Source organism: Roseibium aggregatum, assembly GCF_017309185.1.
Lineage (GTDB): Bacteria > Pseudomonadota > Alphaproteobacteria > Rhizobiales > Stappiaceae > Roseibium > Roseibium aggregatum_B.
This window is the reverse complement of record NZ_JAEKJZ010000001.1, coordinates 2,121,114-2,141,367: the sequence shown is the minus strand read 5'-3', so window position 1 is coordinate 2,141,367 and position 20,254 is coordinate 2,121,114. Positions and strand designations below refer to the sequence as shown.

Here is a 20,254-nt window from a genome sequence, read left to right as displayed (position 1 = left end):
TGCCGGGCAAGGAAGAATAACCATGACGGTTGCCTCCCGGCGCGAATTCCCCGTCACCAAAGACAAAGGGTGCGGAGACGTTAAGTCTCCGCACCCTTCGAAGTCACGCCAATCGGCGAAGCGCTTTTTACGCTGTCGCGCTTTTCCGCGAACGGCGTCTCGAGACGAGACCCAGGCCGGCCAGGGCCGAGCCGAACAGCAGCGCGCCGGCCGGAAGCGGAACCGCCGTGAGCTGGCTGTAGGTCAGAGCCCCGTCCAGGAAATAGAAGTTTTCCCATGAGACGAGACGGAGCGTCGTGTCACCGGACAGTCCGAGCGCGGTCAGGAGCAGGATCCCGTTTTCCATGGAAACTTCGACATCGCTGCTCAACAGACCGAGGAAGGTGATGCTGTCCTCTCCGTCGCCGCCGTCGAACAGACCGCCGTCACCGAAAGCGCCGATGGACGTGTCGAAGAAATCGTAGGAGAAGACCATGCTGTCATTGTCGTCACCGAAATCAGCGCCACCGATGATCGAGCTTCCCGCAAGGCTGACCAGCGTGTCCTGCCCAGCCCCGAGGTAAAGCGCTGTGCCGCTGGTCCCGATGAGCGCACCCGCGTTGATGATTTCCTGCCCCTGCGTATCGGCATCGTCGGTGTTGACCGCGATGGTTCCGGAAATGAGGCCGAAATTTTCGATCTGCGAGGACTTCGCGCCGGGATCGAAATCGATGGCGGAGTTGGTGGTGGAGCGGATCTCACCGAAGTTGGTGATTTCGCCGCTGTCGATGTCGATGGCATCCTGCGCCTCAAGCGATGGGTTCGCGGCGAGATCGGCAGGCGTCTGGGTGTTCGCGATGGTGCCGTGGTTGACGATCACCGCATTTTCACCGACCTGGATCGCATCGTCGAACCCCGAGATTTCGCCATGGTTGGTGATTTCGGCGAAGTCTCCGGTCTCGATCGCTTCATTGGCAGAGGATTTGATGACGCCCGTCGCGGCGTTGGTAATCCGGGCGTTGTCGCCATTGGCATCGACGGCTTTTTCGACGGCGGAAATGGTTCCGGCGTTATCAACGCTCAGATTGTCACCGCCCTGAATGCCTTCATCCTGGGCCTCGATCAGACCGCCGGCACTGTTTTCCACCGAAAGGCCGGTTCCGTCCCCCACATTGATCGCACGGTCGCTGGTCTGGATCTTGCCGCTGTTTTTGACGGTGACAGAATTGGCGTCCGCGTCATTCTCGGTTTCGCCGACGATCCCCTGATCGACCGCCGAGATCTGACCGCTGTTGACTACGGTCATCCCGTCGCCGCCGACAATGGCTTCGTCGCCGCCGGCAATGGTGCCGCTATTGTTGATCGTGCTTCCGGTGTCCTTGAGCTTGATCGCGTCCTCACCGGAGGCGGTCGTGTCGATAGACGCGCCGGCCTCGACATTCACCGTCACATTCTTGCTGCCGTCATCGATCTCACGGGTTTCGATGGCGTCCGGACCGTCGAACACATCGGTGGCCGTACAGGTGACCGTGTCGCCGTTGCCTGGAGACAAGTCATCGCAGTCGGCCAGGGCGATATTTGCGAAAGAGATTGGGACGAGCGCGATCGCGGTCGTCATCAAGAAACGTTTCATTGAGCATCCCCGGGTTTATTATATTCTTGGAGTACTCAGGCTGGATGACAGATATATGTCAGCCTGCCACGAGGTGTGGCATGCAGGCATCACGGACGGGAATCTCGTTCCTTCCGCCGTGCGGATTGCGCTGCTCCCGCCAGAGACATCCAATGACCGCAGTCTTGCAAGCTCCCGGATCACCAGAGGCTCAAGAACCATTTGATGAGGATGGCGTTTGCGATGTCGACGAAAAAGGCGGAAACGAGCGGCAAAACGATGAAGGCGACCGGGGATGGGCCGTATCTTTGCGTCACGGCGGTCATGTTGGCGATGGCCGTCGGCGTCGCGCCCAAGGTGAAACCGGCGAATCCCGCGGAGAGAACCCCAGCAAAGTAGGTCCGTCCCATGGCCCGGAACACAACCAGGACAATGTAGGCCACCGCAACAACCGCCTGCATCGCCATGGTCACCGTCAGAACACCGGCGCTCGAGGCAAGGGTCCAGAGTTCCATGCTCATCAGGGACATGGACAGAAAAACCGAAAGGCTGAATTCGGAAATCAGGTCCGTCGCCTTGCTGCGGGCACGCCATTTTCTCCTGGGAAAGATCGCCGGAATCACGTTGGCGAGCAGGATCGCACTTAGAAGGCACGGCACGAACAACGGCAGCTTGACCCCGGCTTCCTCCAGGGCCGTGAACACCGTGAAGCCAATCGCAATGGACAGATGGATCCACAGGATGCTGCGCATGATTGAGATCTTGTTGATCTCTTTATCGTCTTCTGCCCCTTCTTCCGGCGCGGCGGCCGTCGGCATGTGTTCTTCGGGATGAATTTCCGCGACCAGATTGTTTCTCTCGATCAGAAACCTGGCGATCGGCCCCCCCAGAAGACTGGCCAGGATCAGGCCGATCGTCGCTGACGCGATGCCCAGTTCCGCCGCGCCGGAAATGGCATAGTCCGACTGAATGGTCGGTCCCCATGCGATCGCCGTTCCGTGACCGCCGATCAGCGACGCGGTCCCGAGCAGCACTCCGGCCTGGGGCGGCAGTCCGAAAAGCGTCGCCCCCAGAGCCCCGATCAGGTTCTGAAGGATCATGTAGCCGATGGTCAGGCCAAGCAGGACAGCCAGCACGGGCCCGCCCCTGAGCAAATCGGAGACACGGGCATTCAGGCCGACGGTCGTAAAGAAGTAGACGAGCAGAAAGTCCCGCGCCGTCAGGTCATAGGAAATTTCACGCCCCGTGAAAACCACGACGGCCAGCGCGACAATCGCCGCCAGAAGTCCGCCGCTGACCGGCTCCGGAATACTGTAGCGTTGCAGGATCGGGAATTTCCTGGTCAGCCGCGCACCGAGAAAATAGACGACGATGCCCAGTGTGAAGGCTCCAAAGCCATCAACGACAAACGGGTCCACCATTGTTTCGCCTTCCACAGCACGCCCTCCCGACTAAGCCGACCTGTCCCCGGTGCTTTTCCATGTTTCGGATTTCAGCATACGGATGCCAAGAAACGCAAAGGCAACCGTCACGACCGGATTCAAAAGATTGAATACGGCAAAGGGCAAATACGAGACAGTCGCGACTCCCAGCGTGGCAGCCATATAGGCGCCGCAACTGTTCCAGGGAACCAGGGCGCTGGTGACAGTGGCCGAATCCCCAAGCGCGCGCGACAGGACTTCCGGCTGAAGTCCCATTTTGCGGAACGCCTTCTGGAATATCTTTCCAGGCAGAACGATCGCAATGTACTGATCCGAGGCCAGGAGATTGGTGCCTATGGCGGCCGCGACAAGGGCGCCGACCAGCCGGCCGGATGTATGTGCCGCCTTAAGAATGCCGCCAAGCAAACGATCCAGCACACCAATCCTGTCTACGATGCCGCCGAAAGCGAGCGCGGTGAGAATAAGCCAGACCGTCACGAGCATGCTTTCCATCCCGCCCCGGGTCAGGAAACTGTCGATGACCGCGACGCCGGTCTCAGAGACATATCCCTGCGCCATGACCGTCCAGACGCCTTTCAGGAGTGCCCATCCTGCCGGCAGTTCGGGATCCTGCGCCATCAGCGCGACATTTGAGGGATAAAGGAAAACCGCTATGACCCCGCCTGCCAACGCACCAGCAAATATCGTCAGGAAAGGAGGAAAACGGACTACGGCAAGGACCAAAACGAAAACGAGTGGCAGGAAGGGCAGAAGACCGACATCAAAAGACTGTTCGAGCGCGCCGGTGAAAGTCGTGGGGTCGAAATCCCCCGGAGCTCCGAAGAACAAGAACACGACAAGACAGATCCCCAGGGTCGGAACCGACGTCCAGAGTGTCTCGGTGATGTGCCGGTACAATTGCGCACCGGCCGCTGCTGTCGCCAGGTTGGTCGCATCCGACAGAGGCGAGGACTTGTCGCCGAAGTAAGCACCGGAAATGATCGCTCCGGCTGTAATCGCCGGATTGAGTTCCATTTGCTGGGAGACCCCCATGAGGCCTATGCCGATCGTTCCCGCGACGGTCCAGGAGCTTCCAACGCACAGCGCGACAATGGCGCAAATCAGAACGACGCTGAAATAGAAGAAGTCCGGAGAAAGGATCTTCAAACCCCAGTAAACCATGGCGACAAGCGTTCCGCTCATCGCCCAGGTCCCGATCAGCGCGCCGACCGCAAGCAGAATGAAAATCGCACCCAGCCCGGTGTTGACGCTTTCGACCGCTGCCTCGCGCATGCTGTCGTAGGAGTGTCCGTGACGCCGGCCAATGGCTACGGCAACCACGGCGGCGAAAGTCAGAGCAAGCTGGTTGGCACCCTCCGCAGCGTCATCGCCATAAAGACTGTATGCTGCCATCAGCAACAAAACCAGGACGACAACCGGCATTATCGCCCAGATCAGTGCCGGTTTGCGCGGATCGTCCGGCTGAGATGGTCCATGCTTCTTCTCGTCGATCACGGTATCCCCCCGGCACCTTGAACGCTTGCCACAGTGTGCAGCATACGGGGTCTGGGTGGCAACGGAACAGAAAATCTACACAGGCACTTTGCCGGGTTCCTCGGTTGGCGGCCAGTTTTTGAAAATGTCAGGTTCGATGCCGACACCTTCGAATGGCGAGCGATCCGGAAACATCTGCCGTTTTGCCCCGACCCACAAACGCATTCCATCCTCCAAATCGCGCAAGTACGGCTGTCCGCTGCTTCCACCGGTTGGCTCACCAACGATCTCAGCCCGCTTGTTGTCTTTGAACGGCGCGACAAAATCTTCGGCCGCCGAGAACGTGCCGCCGTCGATAAGGATGGTCAGCTTTCCTTTAAACGCCTCCTCAGCCGGCTCGACCCAGTCCGCCTCCGAGACGATCATGCGGGGTGGCTCCCCACGAGCACGTGCGAGGCCGTCGGAACAGGGTGTTTCGTAGGTCCAGAACCGATATCGAGTTGGCATCAGCGCCGAAACTAGAGCTTCTGGTGTATTGCCGCCGGCATTGCCGCGAACATCGATCACCAGATGAACGGTATCGGTGAGTGAGCGCAGAAGCTCAATTGCGTCAGCTTCAAAGCGAGGTTGAGCAAAGCTCGGGATTGTGAGGAGATAGCGCTGGCCGTCCTCCAGCCAACGGCCGTCCGTTTCGGCGGGACCTGGAGGAAGCTCAGTCCCCCTCTCGATCCATCTAGTCGTGCCATCCTCCATGACAATCTCAAACGATTGGGGAAACAAGAATGGCCGTGAGAAGAGGCGATTGCGCTGTTCCCGGATGCTGGACCCGGACACAAAAGCCAGTAGCTTTGACGCAAACGCATCTATCGGCTGGCCGCCGATCCGGACGATTTGCGCACCCGGAGCAATATCCTCATAAGCCGACTTGGTAACGCACCACCCGGCTGCATCGTGTCTCACGGCAAGACCGATCGGCGCGCCGTGTTCCCGCCACAGCCAATCGTCGGCAAATGCAGTGTGACCGTTCTTAAGGCTCGCAATCAGCCGCATTGTGGCCAGGTCGAAACCGAGGCGGTCCGGCGCTTCAAAAGCTTCAACGAGATAGGCCTTGAAAACTGCCTCGAAATCGAAACCGGGTAGCGTTTCCCAGTGCGCAAAGCAGGACTGGACGGCTTCATATACGCCCACGACGATCTCACCCCGCCGCGCCACGGATAACGTGCTGTCAGATGAATTGTTAGTCGCTGCCCGCTTTGCCAATTCGATTCCTCAATATCTTTCCGGAGTATCGCAACAAACCCCATACCCTCCAAGTTAATGTGAACGTCGGAAACGAGCACCCTGATTGGCTACATGCGTGTTTCTACCGGCGTGCAGTGTCTCGATCTTCAGCGTAACGAGCAGGAGCGTTGAGAATGCCGAAACATCCGGATACGCGAGCGCCCGTCGACGCACTTAACATGTTTTGGATCAGCATTTCGGCTTGAACGGTTTTTTCCTGGCGACAACAGTTTTCCCGAAATCACCTGACTTCATTTTTACTGATCGGACAGCAAGGGCATGAAGAGCGAGAAGAGTTCCGCCTGTGAGGAGATAGTGCACTTCCGGTAGAGCTGCTTGCGGATCACCTTGACGGTCTGGAAGCTGATACCGAGTTGCAGACCGATCGAGACGGACGAATGTCCGCGCAAGATCAGCAGAGCGACCTGTGCCTGGCGCGGGCTGAGCCGGACGCCCAGTCGGCTTTCGCCGGCTTCGATCAAGCGGTTCATGACGTCTTCTTCCGAATAATCTCCGCTCGACTGCAAACCGAACCAGTGCTGGCGCACGAGACCGCAGACGATCGGGGACAGTCTTTCGGCCATCGAAAGATCGCGGGCGCTGAAACGTCTGCCGGACGAGGCGTCGCGGCCGAGGCAGATATGGACCGATACGCCGTCTGACGGGTAGTCCACATAGGCGATCTCGTCGATGAGGGTCGTGCGTTGATAATAGGAAGCGAAATACTCGTTTCTCTGAAACTGATCCGGTGCGATATCCTTGAGGCGGTAGAGACCGGCCGGCGCCCGATCCACATGCAGGGCGTGAAACGGATCGAGCAGATAGATCCCGGACAGGTAATCGGTATCCAGCTTTTCATGCACATTGCGTTCCACCGCCTGCGCGAAGAGCACCTCCGGTTTCCGGTTCTGGAAATAGGCAAGCATGGTGGTGTTGTCGATCTGGAAACACCGTGCAAGCCATTGAAATAAAGCTGTTTCGAAGGTGTCCGATCCGATGGCCGCAATCGTCTGACCTAGCTGCTTTTCGGCGGAATTCGGTAGATTCACGTGGGTACCCCCTTAGGGGTATATACCCCCTCAAAGCTTCATTTTACCGTTCATTCAATGAATAAAGGGGTATCAGCAATGAGGTGCACATGACCAGTCCCGATATTGCAGTCGCCGTGGATCGGGTGATCAAGCGATACGGTTCTGTCACCGCGCTGCACGGAGTGTCGCTCGATATCCGCGAAAATGAGTTCTTCACGCTGCTCGGCCCTTCGGGGTGCGGCAAGACTACCTTGTTGCGCGCCATTGCCGGCTTCGAGGATGTCACCGAGGGCCGCATTCTGCTCAAGGGACAGGACCTTACGGGGCTACCGCCGCACAAGAGACCGGTCAACACGGTTTTCCAGCAGTACGCTCTCTTTCCGCACATGACGGTCACGGAAAACGTGATGTTCGGGCTGCTGCGCAAGGGCTGGTCCCGACCGGAGGCCGAACGGCGGGTGCGGGACGTTCTGCATCTGGTGCAACTTTCCGATTTCGCCGCGCGCAAGCCCGGGCAGATGTCCGGCGGCCAGCAGCAGCGTGTGGCGCTCGCCCGCGCACTCGCGCCGCGGCCGGAGGTCCTCCTGCTTGACGAACCTCTATCCGCGCTGGATTTGAAGCTGCGTCAGGCGGTCCGCATGGAACTGAAGGCCCTGCAGCGCGAAACCGGCATCGCCTTCATCTTCGTCACCCATGACCAGGAAGAGGCCCTGACCATGTCCGACCGGATCGCGGTCATGTCCGCGGGACGCGTTCAGCAGGTCGGCAGTCCGAGAGAGATCTACGAAGCGCCCGTGAACAGGTTCGTTGCCGACTTCATCGGAGAAACCAATCTGCTCGATGTGGCGGTTCAATCGATATCCGCCGGACAGGCGAACGTGCTTCTGCCCGGCAACCATCCCTTTACCTGCCCGGCCGCAGCGGTCGTCGAGCCCGGTGCCGGTCACCTGTCGGTGCGCCCGGAACGCATATCCCTTTGTCCGGAGGATCAGGGCCATCTGCGGGCGACGGTTACCGGACACACCTATCTCGGAACGGATATTCAGCTGCATGTGGTTCTGGTGGATGGCGAGACCATGAGCGTGCGGCTGCAGAACGCGGAAACGACGCTGGTGCCGGACACGGGAAGCGTCATCGGCCTCAAGCTGGAGACAGGCGCGGCACGCCTGCTGGCCGACTGATGGCCGCCGGACCCGCAATGGCCGGAGGCGCGTCCTCCCGGATCTACGAAGGCGCCGGCCTCAAGCTCATGCTGCCGTCCTGGCTCGTCATCGGCATCTTTCTGCTCGCGCCCGTCGCCATGATGGCGGTCTATTCCTTCCTGACCAAGGAATTCCGGGGCGGCGTCATCTGGGAATTCTCGCTGGCCGCCTACGATCAGTTCTTTTTCGACCGGGGGCTTTTCGGGGATGAGGCGCCAACGATCGAATGGACCTATATCGGCATATTCTGGCGCTCCATATGGCAGGCCGGACTTGCCACCCTCGCCTGCCTGCTGATCGGTTTCCCGACCGCCTGGTTCATCGCCACGCGCGACCCCAAGACCCGGTCCATCTGGTTGTTCCTCGTAACCATTCCCTATTGGGTCAATCTCCTGATCCGCACGGTCTCGATGAAGTTCCTGATCCGGGACACAGGCCCCCTGAACGAGTTTCTTCTCGCGCTCGGCGTCATTGACGAACCGCTTGGCCTGATCAACACCAATTTCGCCGTTCAGCTCGGCCTCTTTTACTCCTACCTTCCCTTCATGGTTCTGCCGATCTACGCAGCGGTGGAGCGCTACGACTTCTCGCTTTCGGAGGCCGCCGCCGATCTTTATTCCGGCACCTGGACCACACTTCGTCTCGTCATTCTGCCGGTCGTTAAGCCCGGCATCGTCGCCGGCTGCATCCTGGTGTTCGTGCCATCGCTCGGAGCGTTTCTGGCGCCCGATCTCCTGGGCGGCGCAAAGACCTTCATGATCGGCTCGCTGATCGAGGAACAGTTCAAGGGAAGCGCCGGCAACTGGCCGTTCGGCGCGGCCGCGTCGATGATCCTCTTGACCATCGTGATGTGCGTTCTGCTGGTCTATGCCCGCAACCAGAACAAGGGAGAGACCCGCTGATGGCCGCCAAAGTCGATCTGCGCCGCTTTCCCGGTTTCCTGACCGTCACGATCCTCTGCCTTTTTGTGCTTTACGCGCCGCTGATCGTGGTTGCGGTCTACTCCTTCAACGCCTCGTCCTCGATCACCAATTGGGGCGGTGTATCGCTGACCTGGTACGCGGATGTCTTCACCGGACCTGAAGCACCGAAGTTTCAGAAGGCTGCCCTGAATTCGCTCGTGATCGCGGTTTGCGCCGCCACCGCAGCAACGGTGATCGCCACACTGGCCGCCGTCGCCATGACACGGGCCGGCAGATTCAAGGGCAAGACCCTGGGCTTCGCGCTCATTAATCTGCCGCTGATGGTGCCGGAGGTTGTCACCGCCGTGGCGAGCCTGGTGTTCTTTTCCGCCATCGGCTTCACGACCGGCCTGATGACGATCCTGATCGCCCATATCGTCTTCTGCATTCCCTTCGCCTATCTGCCGATTGCCGCGCGCATGCAGTCCATTCCGGACATGTTCGAACAGGCCGCGATGGACCTCTATGCGACGCCGCGCGAAGCCTTCAAGCTGGTGCTGCTTCCCCTGATGACCCCGGGAATCCTCTCCGGGTTCCTGCTCGCCTTCATCATTTCGCTCGACGACTTCCTGATCACCAATTTCGTCAAGGGCGCGGGCGTTGAAACCCTGCCGACCGCGATTTTCGGGTCGGTGAAACAGGGCATCAAGCCCAATATCATGGCCATTTCCACCCTCATGCTCGCCGTGTCGGTGGTGTTCGTATCCCTGTCCTGGCTGATCGGCCGGACCGGGCAAGACAAAAAACAAGCAAGGTAACCGCATCCAACCAGAGTGGAGACGAAAATGAAGAAACTACTGGCAACGACAGGGCTGGCTCTCCTGAGCCTCACCGCCGCAGCGCAGGCCGAGGGCAAGCTCTCGATCTATCACTGGTTCGAGTACATCCCGCAGGAACTGCTCGACAAGTTTTCGGAAGAATACGACGTCGAGGTGACCATGGACACCTTCGACAGCAACGAGGCTTTGCTGGCTGCCCTCAAGGCCGGCAAACTCGGCAGCTACGATGTCGCCGTACCGGGCGACTACATGGTCAAGATCCTGAATTCGGAAGGCATGCTCGACACGTTCGAAGCTTCCGAACTGTCCAATTTCGGCAATATCCAGGATCAGTGGGTCGATGTCGCCTTCGATCCGGGCCGCAAGAGTTCCATTCCCTATCAGTGGGGTTCCACGTCCTTTTCGGTGAACCGGGACGTGTTCGACGGCTCCATCGACAGCCTCTCCGTCATCTTCGATCCGCCGGAAGAGCTGAAAGGCAAGATCAACGTTCTCGACACCGCAGGCGAAACCCTGACGCTTGCGTCCCTCTATCTCGGCATCCCGCAATGCACCTCCGACCGCGACCAGCTGAAGGAGCTGAACGCGCTGGTGCAGAAGGCCAAGGCGTCCTGGGCGTCCTTCGGCTCCGATGTCGCCAAGGACGTGCTTGTTTCCGGCGATGCGGCCGCGGGCATGATCTGGTCGGGCTTCTCCGCCAAGGCCCGCGCGGAAGGCGCCAACATCGAATACGCCTTCCCGAAGGAAGGCATGATCGTATGGATGGACAACGTGGTGCTGCTTAAGGACGCCCCGAACCGGGACAACGCCCTGAAGTTCATGAACTTCCTGCTTGAGCCTGAAAACGCGGCAGCCGTCACGAACTACGCGCAGTACACCGCCGGTGTCAAAGGGGCCGACGAGTTCCTCGATCCGGAAGTGAAGAACTCGCCCGAATCCAACCCGCCTGCGGACCAGAATGGTGTTTTCGTCGAAGCCTGTCCGGAAGAAGTCCAGGTTCTATACGACGCCATCTGGACCAACCTGAAGAAGTAAGTCTTAGGAAACGACGGTCATGAAACTGGCGCTCTATCAGGGGCCCGCCATCGGCGGGGATATCGAAGCGGGCTTTGCCCGTCTCGAGACCCAGCTCTCGGCCGCCGCCAGGGCCGGCGCCGCCATGGCCGTCTTTCCCGAACTTTTTCTGCCCGGCTACAACAGGCCGGACCTGCATCGAAACCTCGCCCAGCCATTGGGCGGGGTCTGGAGCGAACGGCTTGCCAGGCTTGCCCGACAGACGGGGTGCGGCCTGACGGTGGGCTGGGCCGAACGGGACGAGGACAACGTCTACAACGCGGCGTCGGCTTTCTCGGAGACCGGGGAGCTTCTGGGGCATTACCGCAAGATCCAGCTTTTCGGGCCGATGGAAAAGGCAAGCTTCGTTGCCGGCGAGAACTACACCGTCTTTGATTTCCAAGGTCGGAAGACCGCGCTTCTCATCTGCTACGATATCGAGTTTCCCCAGCACAGCCGGGCGCTCGCAGACGAGGGTGTCTCCCTCGTTCTGGTTCCAACCGCGAACCCGCAGCGCTTCGACCATGTTTCCAGGGTCTTCGTACCGTCCCGGGCGGCGGAGGCTGGACTGACGATTGCCTACGCGAATTATTGCGGTTCTGAAAACGGCCTCGCCTTTTGCGGGCAGTCGCTGATCGCCGGGCCCGACGCCCAGGTTCTCGCAAGCGCCGGACGGGGCGAGACGCTCCTCGTGGCGGACCTCACACCAATCACAGACATCGCGCCGGACCTCCTGTCCCTGCAGCGCGAGGATTACCGGGAAGGAAAGTTTCGATGACCCTGATGCCGAACATGACCACCGACGCCGTTCTCACCGCGGATACCCATCTCATTCAGTCCTTCGCGGATCTCAATCTGCTGAAGCAGGACGGCGCGCGGACCGTGATCGTCGGCGCGGACGGAACCATGGTGCGCGACAGCGAAGGCAACCAGTTGATCGACGGTATCGGCGGCCTTTGGTGCGTCAATGTCGGTCATGGCCGCAAGGAAATCATCGACGCGATCACGGAGCAGCTCACCCAGCTCGATTTCTATTCCACCTTCTACAACTTCACGCATCCGGCGGCGGCGGCTCTGGCTGAAAAGATTGCCAGCCTGGCACCGGGTCACCTGAACAAGGTCTATTTCGGGAATTCCGGATCGGTCGCCAACGACAGCGCGGTGCGTATCCTGCATCACTACAACAACCGTCTCGGCCGTCCGAAAAAGAAAAAGGTCCTGAGCCGTATCGGCGCCTATCACGGCTCGACCCATCTGGCGATCGCCATGACGACGCCGCTCTATTCCGAAGGCTGGGACCACGTTGAAGGCCTGGTCCACCATCTGAAGAGCCCGCATCACTGGCGCGAGGGCGGCGGCTTGAGCGAAACGGAGTTCTGCGATGCCCTCGTTCAGGACCTGAAGGACAACATCGAACGGATCGGAGCGGAAAACATCGCCTGCTTCATCGCCGAACCGATCCAGGGCGCCGGCGGTGTCGTTGTGGCGCCGGAGGGGTATCACACCCGCATGGCCGCCGTCTGCGCGGACTACGACATCAAGTACATCGCCGATGAGGTCGTGACCGCCTTCGGCCGCCTGGGCCATTTCTTTGCCTCGCAGGACGTCTTCGGCCATACACCAGACATCATCACCACCGCGAAGGGACTGACCTCCGGCTATCAGCCGCTGTCGGCCACCATCGTTTCCGACGAAATCCATGAGGTGATTTCCCGTCCCGGCGGCATGTTCCTGCATGGCATGACCTACTCCGGTCACCCGGCCGCCGCCGCGGCCGGGCTTGCCAACATCGCCGTCATGGAACAGGAACAGATCCCGCAACAGGTCCGGACAACCGGCAAGGTCTTCGAGAACGCCCTGCGCGGGCTTGCCGATCTCGACATCGTCGGAGAAGTCCGCGGCAGCCACTTCATGATGGGCATCGAATTCGTGAAGGACAAGGCGACGAAGGAAGGCTTTGCACCGGAAGACGCCATCGGTCTGAAACTGGCGAAGGCCGCCCAGAAACGCGGTCTGATCGCCCGTCCGCTCGGCAATATCCTGATCCTGTCTCCGACGCTGATCTTGTCTGAGGAACAGATCGCGAAGATCGCAGATATTCTGCGGGAGAGCATTCTGGAAGTCACTGCCACGCTCTGACGCACTTCGAGGTTCGGCGACGATCCGAACCTCGGTCAATGCACTTCGAGCAGGCAGCTCCGAAAGATCTCGGCGACGCGGGACAGCGTACTCACCGGGTAGTGGGCGATGCACATGCCGATCTGGAAACTGACGAGATCCGGCCTCAACGCCCGCATTTCGCCGCGTTCGACCCATTGCGCCGCGTAGTGGGTCGGCAGGAAGCTGACATAGCGCCCGCTCAGGATGAGATGGGCGAGCCCTTCCATCGAATAAGCGGTCGCCCGGGGCGGATGCGCGAAGACGGAATTGTACGCCGTTGCGATCGTATAGCCGCGCCGCGCGTAGGTGAGCTTTGAAATCCTGTCCAGTGAAAGCTCCCCGGACTGCGCGGCGAACAATTCGTGCCGCGTACCACAGTACAGGTTCTGCTCCTCGTAAAAGAGCTGTTCCAGCTGCAAGGCGGCGTTGAGCGGCTGGTTGGCCACGATGGCCACTTCGATCTGCTTGTTCAACAGCGCGGTGCTAAGCTGGTTGGGCGACAACACCATGATCGTCACATTGACATCCGGAACCCGTTCGTTGAACAGCGCGATGGCATCCGGCAGGTGGCATTTGGGGTTCTCGGCCAGTACGTCGACCGCGCCGATCCGCAGTTCACCGACAAGCCCGCCCCGCATCACACCGACTTCGTTGCGGAAATTCTCCAGAGCCGCGAAACACTTGATCGCTTCGGCGTAGATCTTCTGGCCCTGTTCGGTGAGCGAGAACCCGGACCGGCCTCTCCGGCAGAGTTTCAGGCCCAGACGTGTTTCAAGCGCCGCCATCTGGGCGCTGATCGTCGATCTGGACAGACCGAGTTCATCCTGGGCCGCGGTAAATCCATTGTGGTCGACGACCGCACGAAAGATGCGCAACTGACGCAGGTCGACGTCGCTCAAGGGGGAGACGGAGGAAACCATGATACATTGAGATCTTCGGACGTTTACTCTTGTAATTCGATATTATCGGACGTGATGTTGCATGGCAACATGGCGCTCTTGACCAATCGTGGAGCACACCATGTCCGAGCCGACCGCATCCGGTCCAGGGTCCGAACAGGACAACGAATTCTTTCAGCCGGTTTCCGGTTTCGACCTTCCCAGATACGCAGGCGTGCCGACGTTCATGCGGCTGCCGCTTCTGGACCTGGAAGACGAGAAGACCGATCTGGTCGATATCGGCATCGTGGGCGTCCCCTGGGACGGCGGCACCACCAACCGGCCGGGCACCCGCCACGGTCCGCGTCAATTGCGCGACCTGTCGACCATGATCCGGCGCATACATCCCGCCCTCGGCACGCGTCCCTTCGAGGAGCGCAACGTGGCCGATCTCGGCGACTCCCCGGTCAACCCGGCTGATGTCGCCGACGCCCTGGACCGCATCACCGGCTTCTACACCAAGCTGAAACAACGAGGCATCACACCGTTGAGCGCCGGTGGCGATCATCTGATCTCCTATCCCATCCTCAAGGCGCTTGCGGCGGACGGACCGGTCGGCATGATCCATTTCGATGCTCATACCGATCTGTTCGACAGTTATTTCGGCGGCTTCAAATACACCCATGGCACGCCATTTCGCAGGGCGATCGAGGACGGTTACCTCGACCCCAAGCGGGTCGTCCAGATCGGCATTCGCGGCACGATGTATGACGACGAAGACATCAAATGGGGCCTCGCACAGGGCGTACGGATCATCCGCATCGAAGAACTGGACGAGCGCGGTGTAGACGAGGTCATGGCCGAGGCCCGCGCGATCGTCGGCGATCTGCCGACCTATGTCAGTTTCGATATCGACGGCATTGATCCGGCCTTTGCACCGGGGACCGGTACACCGGAGATCGGAGGCTTCAGCACCCGTGAAGCCCAGCGGATGGTGCGTCTGCTGGACGGGCTGAACGTCATCGGCGCGGACCTCGTTGAAGTCTCACCTCCGTTCGACACGTCGGGAGGAACGGCCTGGGTCGGTGTGTCGATCATGTTCGAATTGCTCTGCGTTCTCGCACGAGCACCGGGGACGAAACGCTGAGGACTGGAACCAACAAAAGAAGCAGACCCGACAAGGGCAATAACAACGAACGACTGCAGCACAACCCAACCATTCCGGAGCAGAACACATGAACAAACTGATTTCCCGCCTCGGCGGCGCAGCGCTTGCGGTGGCAACCGCGTTTTCCATGGCCCCCGCGCAAGCCGCGGAAAAACTGACCGTCGGCCACTCCACCTGGGTCGGCTACGGACCGCTCTATATCGCCAGGGACAAGGGCTTCTTCGAGGAGGAAGGTCTCGATGTCGAACTGATCGTCATGGAAGACACCAAGACGCGTATGCCCGCGCTTGCGGCCGGCCGCATCGACGTCGCGGTGACGACCATCGATACGGTTCTGGGCTTCACCTCTCCCAAGCGTCCCCTCACCTATCTGTTCGCGCTTGACGACAGCGCCGGCGGTGACGGCATTGTCGCCAACAAGGACATCAAGTCCGTCGCCGATCTCAAGGGCAAGTCGGTCGCCTACACGGAAGGCTCCGTTTCCCAGTTCTTCCTGAGCGTCCTTCTGAAGGAAGCCGGTCTGAAGCTCTCCGATGTCGAAACCCAGAACATGACAGCCGGTGATGCCGGCGCGGCTTTCGTCGCCGGTCGTGTCGACGCCGCCGTGACATGGGAACCGTGGCTGACCCGCGGCAAGGACACCGAGCACGGCACGCTTCTGATCGACAGTTCAGCAACGCCCGGCCTGATCACCGACGTGGCCGTGACCACCGAGAAATTCCTCGAGGACCACAAGGCCGAAATGCAGGGCTTCTACAAGGCCTGGGTCAAGGCGGTCGACTGGCAGAAGGCGAATGAAAAGGAAGCCGACGAGATCATGGCGAAAGGTGTCGGCGGCTGGCTGAAGGATCCGGCGGTCTTTGCCGAAACCCGCGCCGGTATCGTCTTCTACGACGGCGACATGAACGTCAAGTTCATGGATGCTTCGAACGCTGACGGCATTCTTGGCACCATCGCCGACGCGAAGGCCCTCGGCGAGGAAGCCGGTCTCTTCAAGCTTGAAAGCGATCCGGCTTCCATGGTCGCGACCGGCATCGTCCAGTAAGGCGGCGGAGCAGGCATCATGAACACCACCTCGCTGTTTTCACCGAAAACCGAAATACCTCGAAGCTACTACATTGGCTTGAGCATTTCCTCCGTGCTCGCGGTGCTGTGCTTGTGGTGCCTGCTCACCTACGGCGGCTACATGCCGCCAGACTTCCTGGCGACGCCCGTGGAAGTGTTTTCCGCCGGCGTGGAGCATGTCTCGGACCTGTCGCTCTTCAAGCACATGGGTTCGAGCCTGACCGTGATCCTGTCCGGCTTTCTTCTCGCCTCCGTGCTTGCCGTTCCGCTCGGCATTCTGATGGGCAGCTTCAAGGCCGTTCAGGCGTTCATGGAGCCAATCACCGGCTTCATGCGCTATATCCCGGTCTCCGCGCTGATCCCGCTCCTGATCCTGTGGGTGGGCATCGGACTGGAGCAGAAGGTGATGGTCATCTTTCTCGGCACCTTCTTTCAGCAGCTCATCCTGATTTCCGACGTCTCCGCACGGGTCAGCAAGGATCTCATCGACTGTGCCTACACCCTTGGCGCAAACCGCAAGCAGGTCGTCTGGCGCATTCTCCTTCCGGCCTGCATGCCCGGCGTCATGGACAACCTGCGCGTCACAATGGGCTGGGCCTGGACCTATCTCGTCGTGGCGGAACTGGTCGCCGCCAACAGCGGTCTTGGCTACATGATCCTCAACGCCATGCGCGGTCTGTTCACGGATGTCATCCTGCTTGGCGTCTTCACCATCGGCATCCTGGGTCTTTTGACGGATTTCCTGTTCAAATGGCTACGCCAGCGCCTGCTTCCCTGGTCCGCGGATTTTTGAGGTCTTAGTCGATGAGCCTGCTTTCTCTTGCCGATATCACCGTGCGTTTCGAGCCCAAGGGCAAACCCGCGGTCCTGGCGCTCGACAATGTCTCGCTGACGGTCGCGCACAACACCTTTTCCGTCATTGTCGGACCCTCCGGCTGCGGAAAATCCACGCTGCTCCGTCTGGTCGCCGGTCTGGAAACGCCGACAAGCGGCCAGATGGACCTCGACGGCAAACCGATTTCCGGTCCCTCCGCCGACCGGGGCATGGTCTTCCAGAGCTACACGCTGTTTCCCTGGCTGACGGTCCGGGAGAACGTGATGTTCGGTCCGAAACTGAAAAACCTGCCCAAGTCCGAGTGCGAGGACATTGCCGATACACTCATCGGAAGTGTCCATCTCAAGGGCTTCGAGAACTCCTATCCGAAAGAGCTTTCCGGCGGCATGCGCCAGCGGGTGGCGCTCGCGCGCGCTCTTGCCAACGACCCACGGATTTTGCTGATGGACGAACCCTTCGGCGCTCTCGACAGCCAGACCCGGCAATTGATGCAGGAGCTTCTTCTGGAGATCTGGCAGAAGCATCGAAAGACGGTGCTCTTCATCACCCACGACATCGATGAGGCGGTTTTCCTCGGCGACGAGGTGCATGTTATGTCCGCGCGTCCGGGCCGGTTCAAGAAAACACTGTCCATCGACATCGAACGCCCGCGCGGCATCGATGTGCTGACGTCACCGCAATTCATGGAATACAAGCGGGAAATCCTGTCACTGATGCACGACGAGGCCATGCGCGCCCAGATGGCCTGACCCGGTCCCATAGGACCGTTCCACAAAATGGGACTGGCCAAGAAGCCGCAAATATCGTGAATTGCCGGCATGACCAATGCATTCGATATCCTGGACCGACTGATCGCCTTTCCCTCGGTGAGCCGGGACGGCAATCTCGATCTGATCACCTTTGTCGCCGACCTCTTGGGACGAAACGGTATCGAGTGCCGGCTTTTTCCCTCCGAGACCCGAGACCGGGCCAGCCTGTTCGCGACAGTCGGTCCCGCAGGGCCCGGCGGGATCGTTCTATCAGGCCATACGGATGTGGTGCCTGTCGACGGACAGCCCTGGACCCGTGATCCCTTTCGCCTGAGCGAGCAAGACGGCCGGCTTTATGGGCGCGGCACCGCGGATATGAAGGGTTTTGTCGCCTGCGCCATCGAGGCGGTTCTTGCGGCCCAAATGCACCCGCTGAAGCGTCCGTTGCATCTGGCGCTTTCCTACGACGAGGAGATCGGCTGCGTCGGCGTGCGGCCCATGCTCGGCGAACTAGCAAAACAGGGTTTCCGACCGGACTGGGTGCTGATCGGCGAACCGACCTCAATGCAGATCGCCACCGGCCACAAGGGCAAGATCGGCGCGCGGGCCACCTGCTGCGGTGTCGCCGCCCACTCCGCCCTTGCTCCGACCGGCCTCAACGCTATTCATCTTGCCGCCGATTTCCTGCAGGAAATCAGGACCCTGCAAACGGAGATCGTGGAGACAGGCAGCCGGGACGACGACTACGATATCCCCTATTCGACCCTTCATGCCGGTATCATTCAGGGGGGCACGGCTCTGAACATTGTTCCGGACGCCTGCACGCTGGATTTCGAAATCCGAAACATCGCCAGCGACGATCCGCGGTCCCTCCTGGACAGGCTGTTCGACGCGGCAGAAAAATTGACGAAGACCTCCAGAGACCGGTTTCCCGATGCTGGAATAAAGATCGATGTCGTCAGCGACTATCCCGGTCTCGATACGCCCAGCCAGAGCCGCGAATTCGCCACGGCCATGTCGCTTGCGCAAGGCAGCCAAGCCATCAAGGTCGCCTTCGGAACGGAAGGCGGTCTGTTTTCTTCCGCGCTGGATGTCCCGGCCCTTGTCTGCGGTCCGGGTAGCATGGATCAGGGCCACAAACCGGATGAATTCGTGACCCGCGCGCAAATGGAAGCCTGCAGGTCGATGCTGACCCGCATAACCAACCGCCTTGCTGCTTAGGTTTTTTTGAAGCTAAAGTTTGAAAAGTAAGATTTTATCTAAGCTCCGGCGTCTGACATGGTGGTCGTTCTGACCCACGGCAGCAAAGAGGACGGATATGCCAGTTGAGAAAGTGGAAGCGCTTGTCGTCGGCGGCGGGCAGGCCGGATTGGCCATGAGCGAGCATCTGAGCCGCGCAGGCCTTTCCCATGTCGTTCTGGAGCGCGCCCGGATCGCGGAGCGCTGGAGATCTGAACGCTGGGATTCGCTCGTCGCGAACGGTCCGGCCTGGCACGACCGGTTTCCCGGCATGGAGTTTCCCGACACCGATCCGGACGCGTTCCCCGAGAAGGAAAAAGTCGCTGACTATTTTGTCGCCTATGCGCAGAAGATCAATGCACCCGTCCGGTGCGGCGTTGAAGTAACCGAGGTCCGTCGCCTGTCCGGGCAGCAGGGATTTCACGTCGAAACCACCGATGGCACCTTTGAAGCCAGCTTCGTGATCGCGGCGACCGGAGCTTTCCAGACCCCCGTCTTCCCGAAAATGGTGCCGGACACCGCCGGTGTCTTTCAGCTGCACTCTGCCTCCTACAAGAACCCCGGGCAATTGCCCGAGGGGGGCGTCCTCGTCATCGGAGCGGGATCGTCGGGAACCCAGATCGCCGACGAACTGCAGCAGGCGGGACGAAAGGTCTATCTCTCCGTCGGTCCCCACGGCCGACCACCGCGCAGCTATCGCGGCCGGGACTTCGTCTGGTGGCTAGGCGTCTTGAATAAGTGGGACGCGGAGGCGACGCCCGGCGTGGAGCACACGACGATCGCCGTCAGCGGTGCTGAGGGCGGCAAGACCGTCGACTTCCGGCGTCTTGCGGAAGGCGGCATGACCCTGCTTGGTCGAACAGCAGGCTTCGAGAACGGCATCATGCGCTTTCAACCGGACCTCAAAAAGAACATAGAGGACGGCGATGCCGACTACCTGGCGCTCCTGGACGAAGCGGACGCCTATGTGGAACGCAACGGGCTCGATTTGCCTGTCGAGCCGGAGGCCCGCGAAATCGGCCCCGATCCGGTCTGTGTCAGAGATCCTCTTCTGGAACTCGACCTGAAAAAGGAAGGCATCTCCACCATTCTGTGGGCGACCGGGTTTGAACGCGATTACGGCTGGCTGAAGGTCGACGCCCTGGACGAAACCGGTGCGCCGAAACATCAGCGCGGCGTGTCGAGTGAACCCGGTGTCTACTTCCTGGGCCTGCCCTGGCAGACACGGCGGGGATCGACCTTCATCTGGGGTGTCTGGTTCGACGCCAAGTACCTGGCCGACCACATGTCCAAGCAGCGCGGTTACATGATCTACGAAAGCCAGGCTGAAAAAGCCTGACCGGCGA

General features: G+C 60.2%; 18 protein-coding genes. 12 read left to right on the top strand and 6 right to left on the bottom strand.

Annotation, left to right across the window (positions count from 1 at the left end; genetic code table 11):
- Nucleotides 1–127: 127 nt before the first annotated feature.
- The 5 genes from JF539_RS09240 to JF539_RS27980 form a co-directional block, all read right to left on the bottom strand.
- Nucleotides 128–1,612, bottom strand: coding sequence for a VPLPA-CTERM sorting domain-containing protein (locus JF539_RS09240; protein WP_207139998.1), 1,485 nt, complete (start codon nt 1,610–1,612; stop codon nt 128–130).
- A 179-nt stretch (nt 1,613–1,791) separates the two neighbouring features.
- Nucleotides 1,792–3,027 (bottom strand): sodium/glutamate symporter, encoded by a 1,236-nt coding sequence (gene gltS / locus JF539_RS09235; protein WP_328809219.1) that lies wholly within the window; start codon nt 3,025–3,027, stop codon nt 1,792–1,794.
- A gap of 15 nt (nt 3,028–3,042) precedes the next feature.
- Nucleotides 3,043–4,527 carry a Na+/H+ antiporter NhaC gene (gene nhaC / locus JF539_RS09230; RefSeq protein ID WP_209017064.1) on the bottom strand — a complete coding sequence of 495 codons (1,485 nt, stop codon included), beginning with the start codon at nt 4,525–4,527 and terminating at the stop codon, nt 3,043–3,045.
- A gap of 75 nt (nt 4,528–4,602) precedes the next feature.
- On the bottom strand, nt 4,603–5,766 hold the full coding sequence (locus JF539_RS09225) for a S41 family peptidase (protein ID WP_207139997.1): 1,164 nt from the start codon (nt 5,764–5,766) through the stop codon (nt 4,603–4,605).
- Between the two features lie 278 nt (nt 5,767–6,044).
- Nucleotides 6,045–6,836, bottom strand: a complete 792-nt coding sequence (locus JF539_RS27980) for a helix-turn-helix transcriptional regulator (protein ID WP_207139996.1) — start codon at nt 6,834–6,836, stop codon at nt 6,045–6,047.
- A gap of 89 nt (nt 6,837–6,925) precedes the next feature.
- On the opposite strand from JF539_RS27980, the gene JF539_RS09215 reads away from it, so the two are divergent.
- From JF539_RS09215 to JF539_RS09190, 6 genes are read left to right on the top strand one after another with little or no spacing between them, the layout of a single operon-like run.
- On the top strand, nt 6,926–7,999 hold the full coding sequence (locus JF539_RS09215) for an ABC transporter ATP-binding protein (RefSeq protein WP_207139995.1): 1,074 nt from the start codon (nt 6,926–6,928) through the stop codon (nt 7,997–7,999).
- Complete coding sequence (locus JF539_RS09210; protein WP_207139994.1) at nt 7,999–8,922, top strand: ABC transporter permease; 924 nt, start codon at nt 7,999–8,001, stop codon at nt 8,920–8,922. Before JF539_RS09215 ends, JF539_RS09210 begins: the two co-directional genes overlap by 1 nt.
- On the top strand, nt 8,922–9,740 hold the full coding sequence (locus JF539_RS09205) for an ABC transporter permease (protein ID WP_207139993.1): 819 nt from the start codon (nt 8,922–8,924) through the stop codon (nt 9,738–9,740). The genes JF539_RS09210 and JF539_RS09205 overlap by 1 nt, the downstream gene beginning before the upstream one ends.
- Before the next feature lie 27 nt (nt 9,741–9,767).
- Entirely contained in the window at nt 9,768–10,796 is a 1,029-nt protein-coding gene (locus JF539_RS09200) for an extracellular solute-binding protein (protein WP_207139992.1), read from the top strand.
- A gap of 19 nt (nt 10,797–10,815) precedes the next feature.
- A complete protein-coding gene (locus JF539_RS09195) occupies nt 10,816–11,592 on the top strand; it encodes a carbon-nitrogen hydrolase family protein (RefSeq protein WP_207139991.1) in 777 nt (258 codons plus the stop codon).
- Nucleotides 11,589–12,953, top strand: coding sequence for an aminotransferase class III-fold pyridoxal phosphate-dependent enzyme (locus JF539_RS09190; protein ID WP_207139990.1), 1,365 nt, complete (start codon nt 11,589–11,591; stop codon nt 12,951–12,953). The genes JF539_RS09195 and JF539_RS09190 overlap by 4 nt, the downstream gene beginning before the upstream one ends.
- A gap of 35 nt (nt 12,954–12,988) precedes the next feature.
- Here JF539_RS09190 and JF539_RS09185 read toward each other — a convergent pair whose 3' ends face one another.
- The gene (locus JF539_RS09185) at nt 12,989–13,894 is read right to left on the bottom strand and encodes a LysR family transcriptional regulator (protein ID WP_207139989.1); all 906 of its coding nucleotides are present in this window, start codon (nt 13,892–13,894) and stop codon (nt 12,989–12,991) included.
- 100 nt (nt 13,895–13,994) lie between these two features.
- Between JF539_RS09185 and speB the strand changes: the two genes are divergently transcribed.
- From speB to JF539_RS09155, 6 genes are all read left to right on the top strand, one after another.
- Nucleotides 13,995–14,999, top strand: a complete 1,005-nt coding sequence (gene speB / locus JF539_RS09180) for an agmatinase (RefSeq protein WP_207139988.1) — start codon at nt 13,995–13,997, stop codon at nt 14,997–14,999.
- An 88-nt stretch (nt 15,000–15,087) separates the two neighbouring features.
- Entirely contained in the window at nt 15,088–16,065 is a 978-nt protein-coding gene (locus JF539_RS09175) for an ABC transporter substrate-binding protein (RefSeq protein ID WP_207139987.1), read from the top strand.
- An 18-nt stretch (nt 16,066–16,083) separates the two neighbouring features.
- Nucleotides 16,084–16,878: an ABC transporter permease gene (locus tag JF539_RS09170; protein WP_207139986.1), complete on the top strand. Its 795-nt coding sequence runs from the start codon at nt 16,084–16,086 to the stop codon at nt 16,876–16,878.
- Nucleotides 16,879–16,889: 11 nt separating this feature from the next.
- Nucleotides 16,890–17,669 carry an ABC transporter ATP-binding protein gene (locus JF539_RS09165; protein ID WP_207139985.1) on the top strand — a complete coding sequence of 260 codons (780 nt, stop codon included), beginning with the start codon at nt 16,890–16,892 and terminating at the stop codon, nt 17,667–17,669.
- 69 nt (nt 17,670–17,738) lie between these two features.
- Nucleotides 17,739–18,890 carry an acetylornithine deacetylase gene (gene argE / locus JF539_RS09160; RefSeq protein ID WP_207139984.1) on the top strand — a complete coding sequence of 384 codons (1,152 nt, stop codon included), beginning with the start codon at nt 17,739–17,741 and terminating at the stop codon, nt 18,888–18,890.
- A 97-nt stretch (nt 18,891–18,987) separates the two neighbouring features.
- Complete coding sequence (locus tag JF539_RS09155; RefSeq protein ID WP_207139983.1) at nt 18,988–20,247, top strand: flavin-containing monooxygenase; 1,260 nt, start codon at nt 18,988–18,990, stop codon at nt 20,245–20,247.
- Nucleotides 20,248–20,254 lie beyond the last annotated feature (7 nt).

Coding starts and splice junctions, on each gene's coding strand:
- JF539_RS09195 (WP_207139991.1), top strand. CDS start 10,816: ATGAAACTGGCGCTCTATCAGGGGCCCGCCATCGGCGGGGATATCGAA.
- JF539_RS09185 (WP_207139989.1), bottom strand. CDS start 13,894: ATGGTTTCCTCCGTCTCCCCCTTGAGCGACGTCGACCTGCGTCAGTTG.
- JF539_RS09155 (WP_207139983.1), top strand. CDS start 18,988: ATGCCAGTTGAGAAAGTGGAAGCGCTTGTCGTCGGCGGCGGGCAGGCC.
- argE (WP_207139984.1), top strand. CDS start 17,739: ATGACCAATGCATTCGATATCCTGGACCGACTGATCGCCTTTCCCTCG.
- speB (WP_207139988.1), top strand. CDS start 13,995: ATGTCCGAGCCGACCGCATCCGGTCCAGGGTCCGAACAGGACAACGAA.
- JF539_RS09205 (WP_207139993.1), top strand. CDS start 8,922: ATGGCCGCCAAAGTCGATCTGCGCCGCTTTCCCGGTTTCCTGACCGTC.
- JF539_RS09170 (WP_207139986.1), top strand. CDS start 16,084: ATGAACACCACCTCGCTGTTTTCACCGAAAACCGAAATACCTCGAAGC.
- JF539_RS09165 (WP_207139985.1), top strand. CDS start 16,890: ATGAGCCTGCTTTCTCTTGCCGATATCACCGTGCGTTTCGAGCCCAAG.
- JF539_RS09215 (WP_207139995.1), top strand. CDS start 6,926: ATGACCAGTCCCGATATTGCAGTCGCCGTGGATCGGGTGATCAAGCGA.
- JF539_RS09175 (WP_207139987.1), top strand. CDS start 15,088: ATGAACAAACTGATTTCCCGCCTCGGCGGCGCAGCGCTTGCGGTGGCA.
- JF539_RS09210 (WP_207139994.1), top strand. CDS start 7,999: ATGGCCGCCGGACCCGCAATGGCCGGAGGCGCGTCCTCCCGGATCTAC.
- JF539_RS09240 (WP_207139998.1), bottom strand. CDS start 1,612: ATGAAACGTTTCTTGATGACGACCGCGATCGCGCTCGTCCCAATCTCT.
- JF539_RS09190 (WP_207139990.1), top strand. CDS start 11,589: ATGACCCTGATGCCGAACATGACCACCGACGCCGTTCTCACCGCGGAT.
- JF539_RS09200 (WP_207139992.1), top strand. CDS start 9,768: ATGAAGAAACTACTGGCAACGACAGGGCTGGCTCTCCTGAGCCTCACC.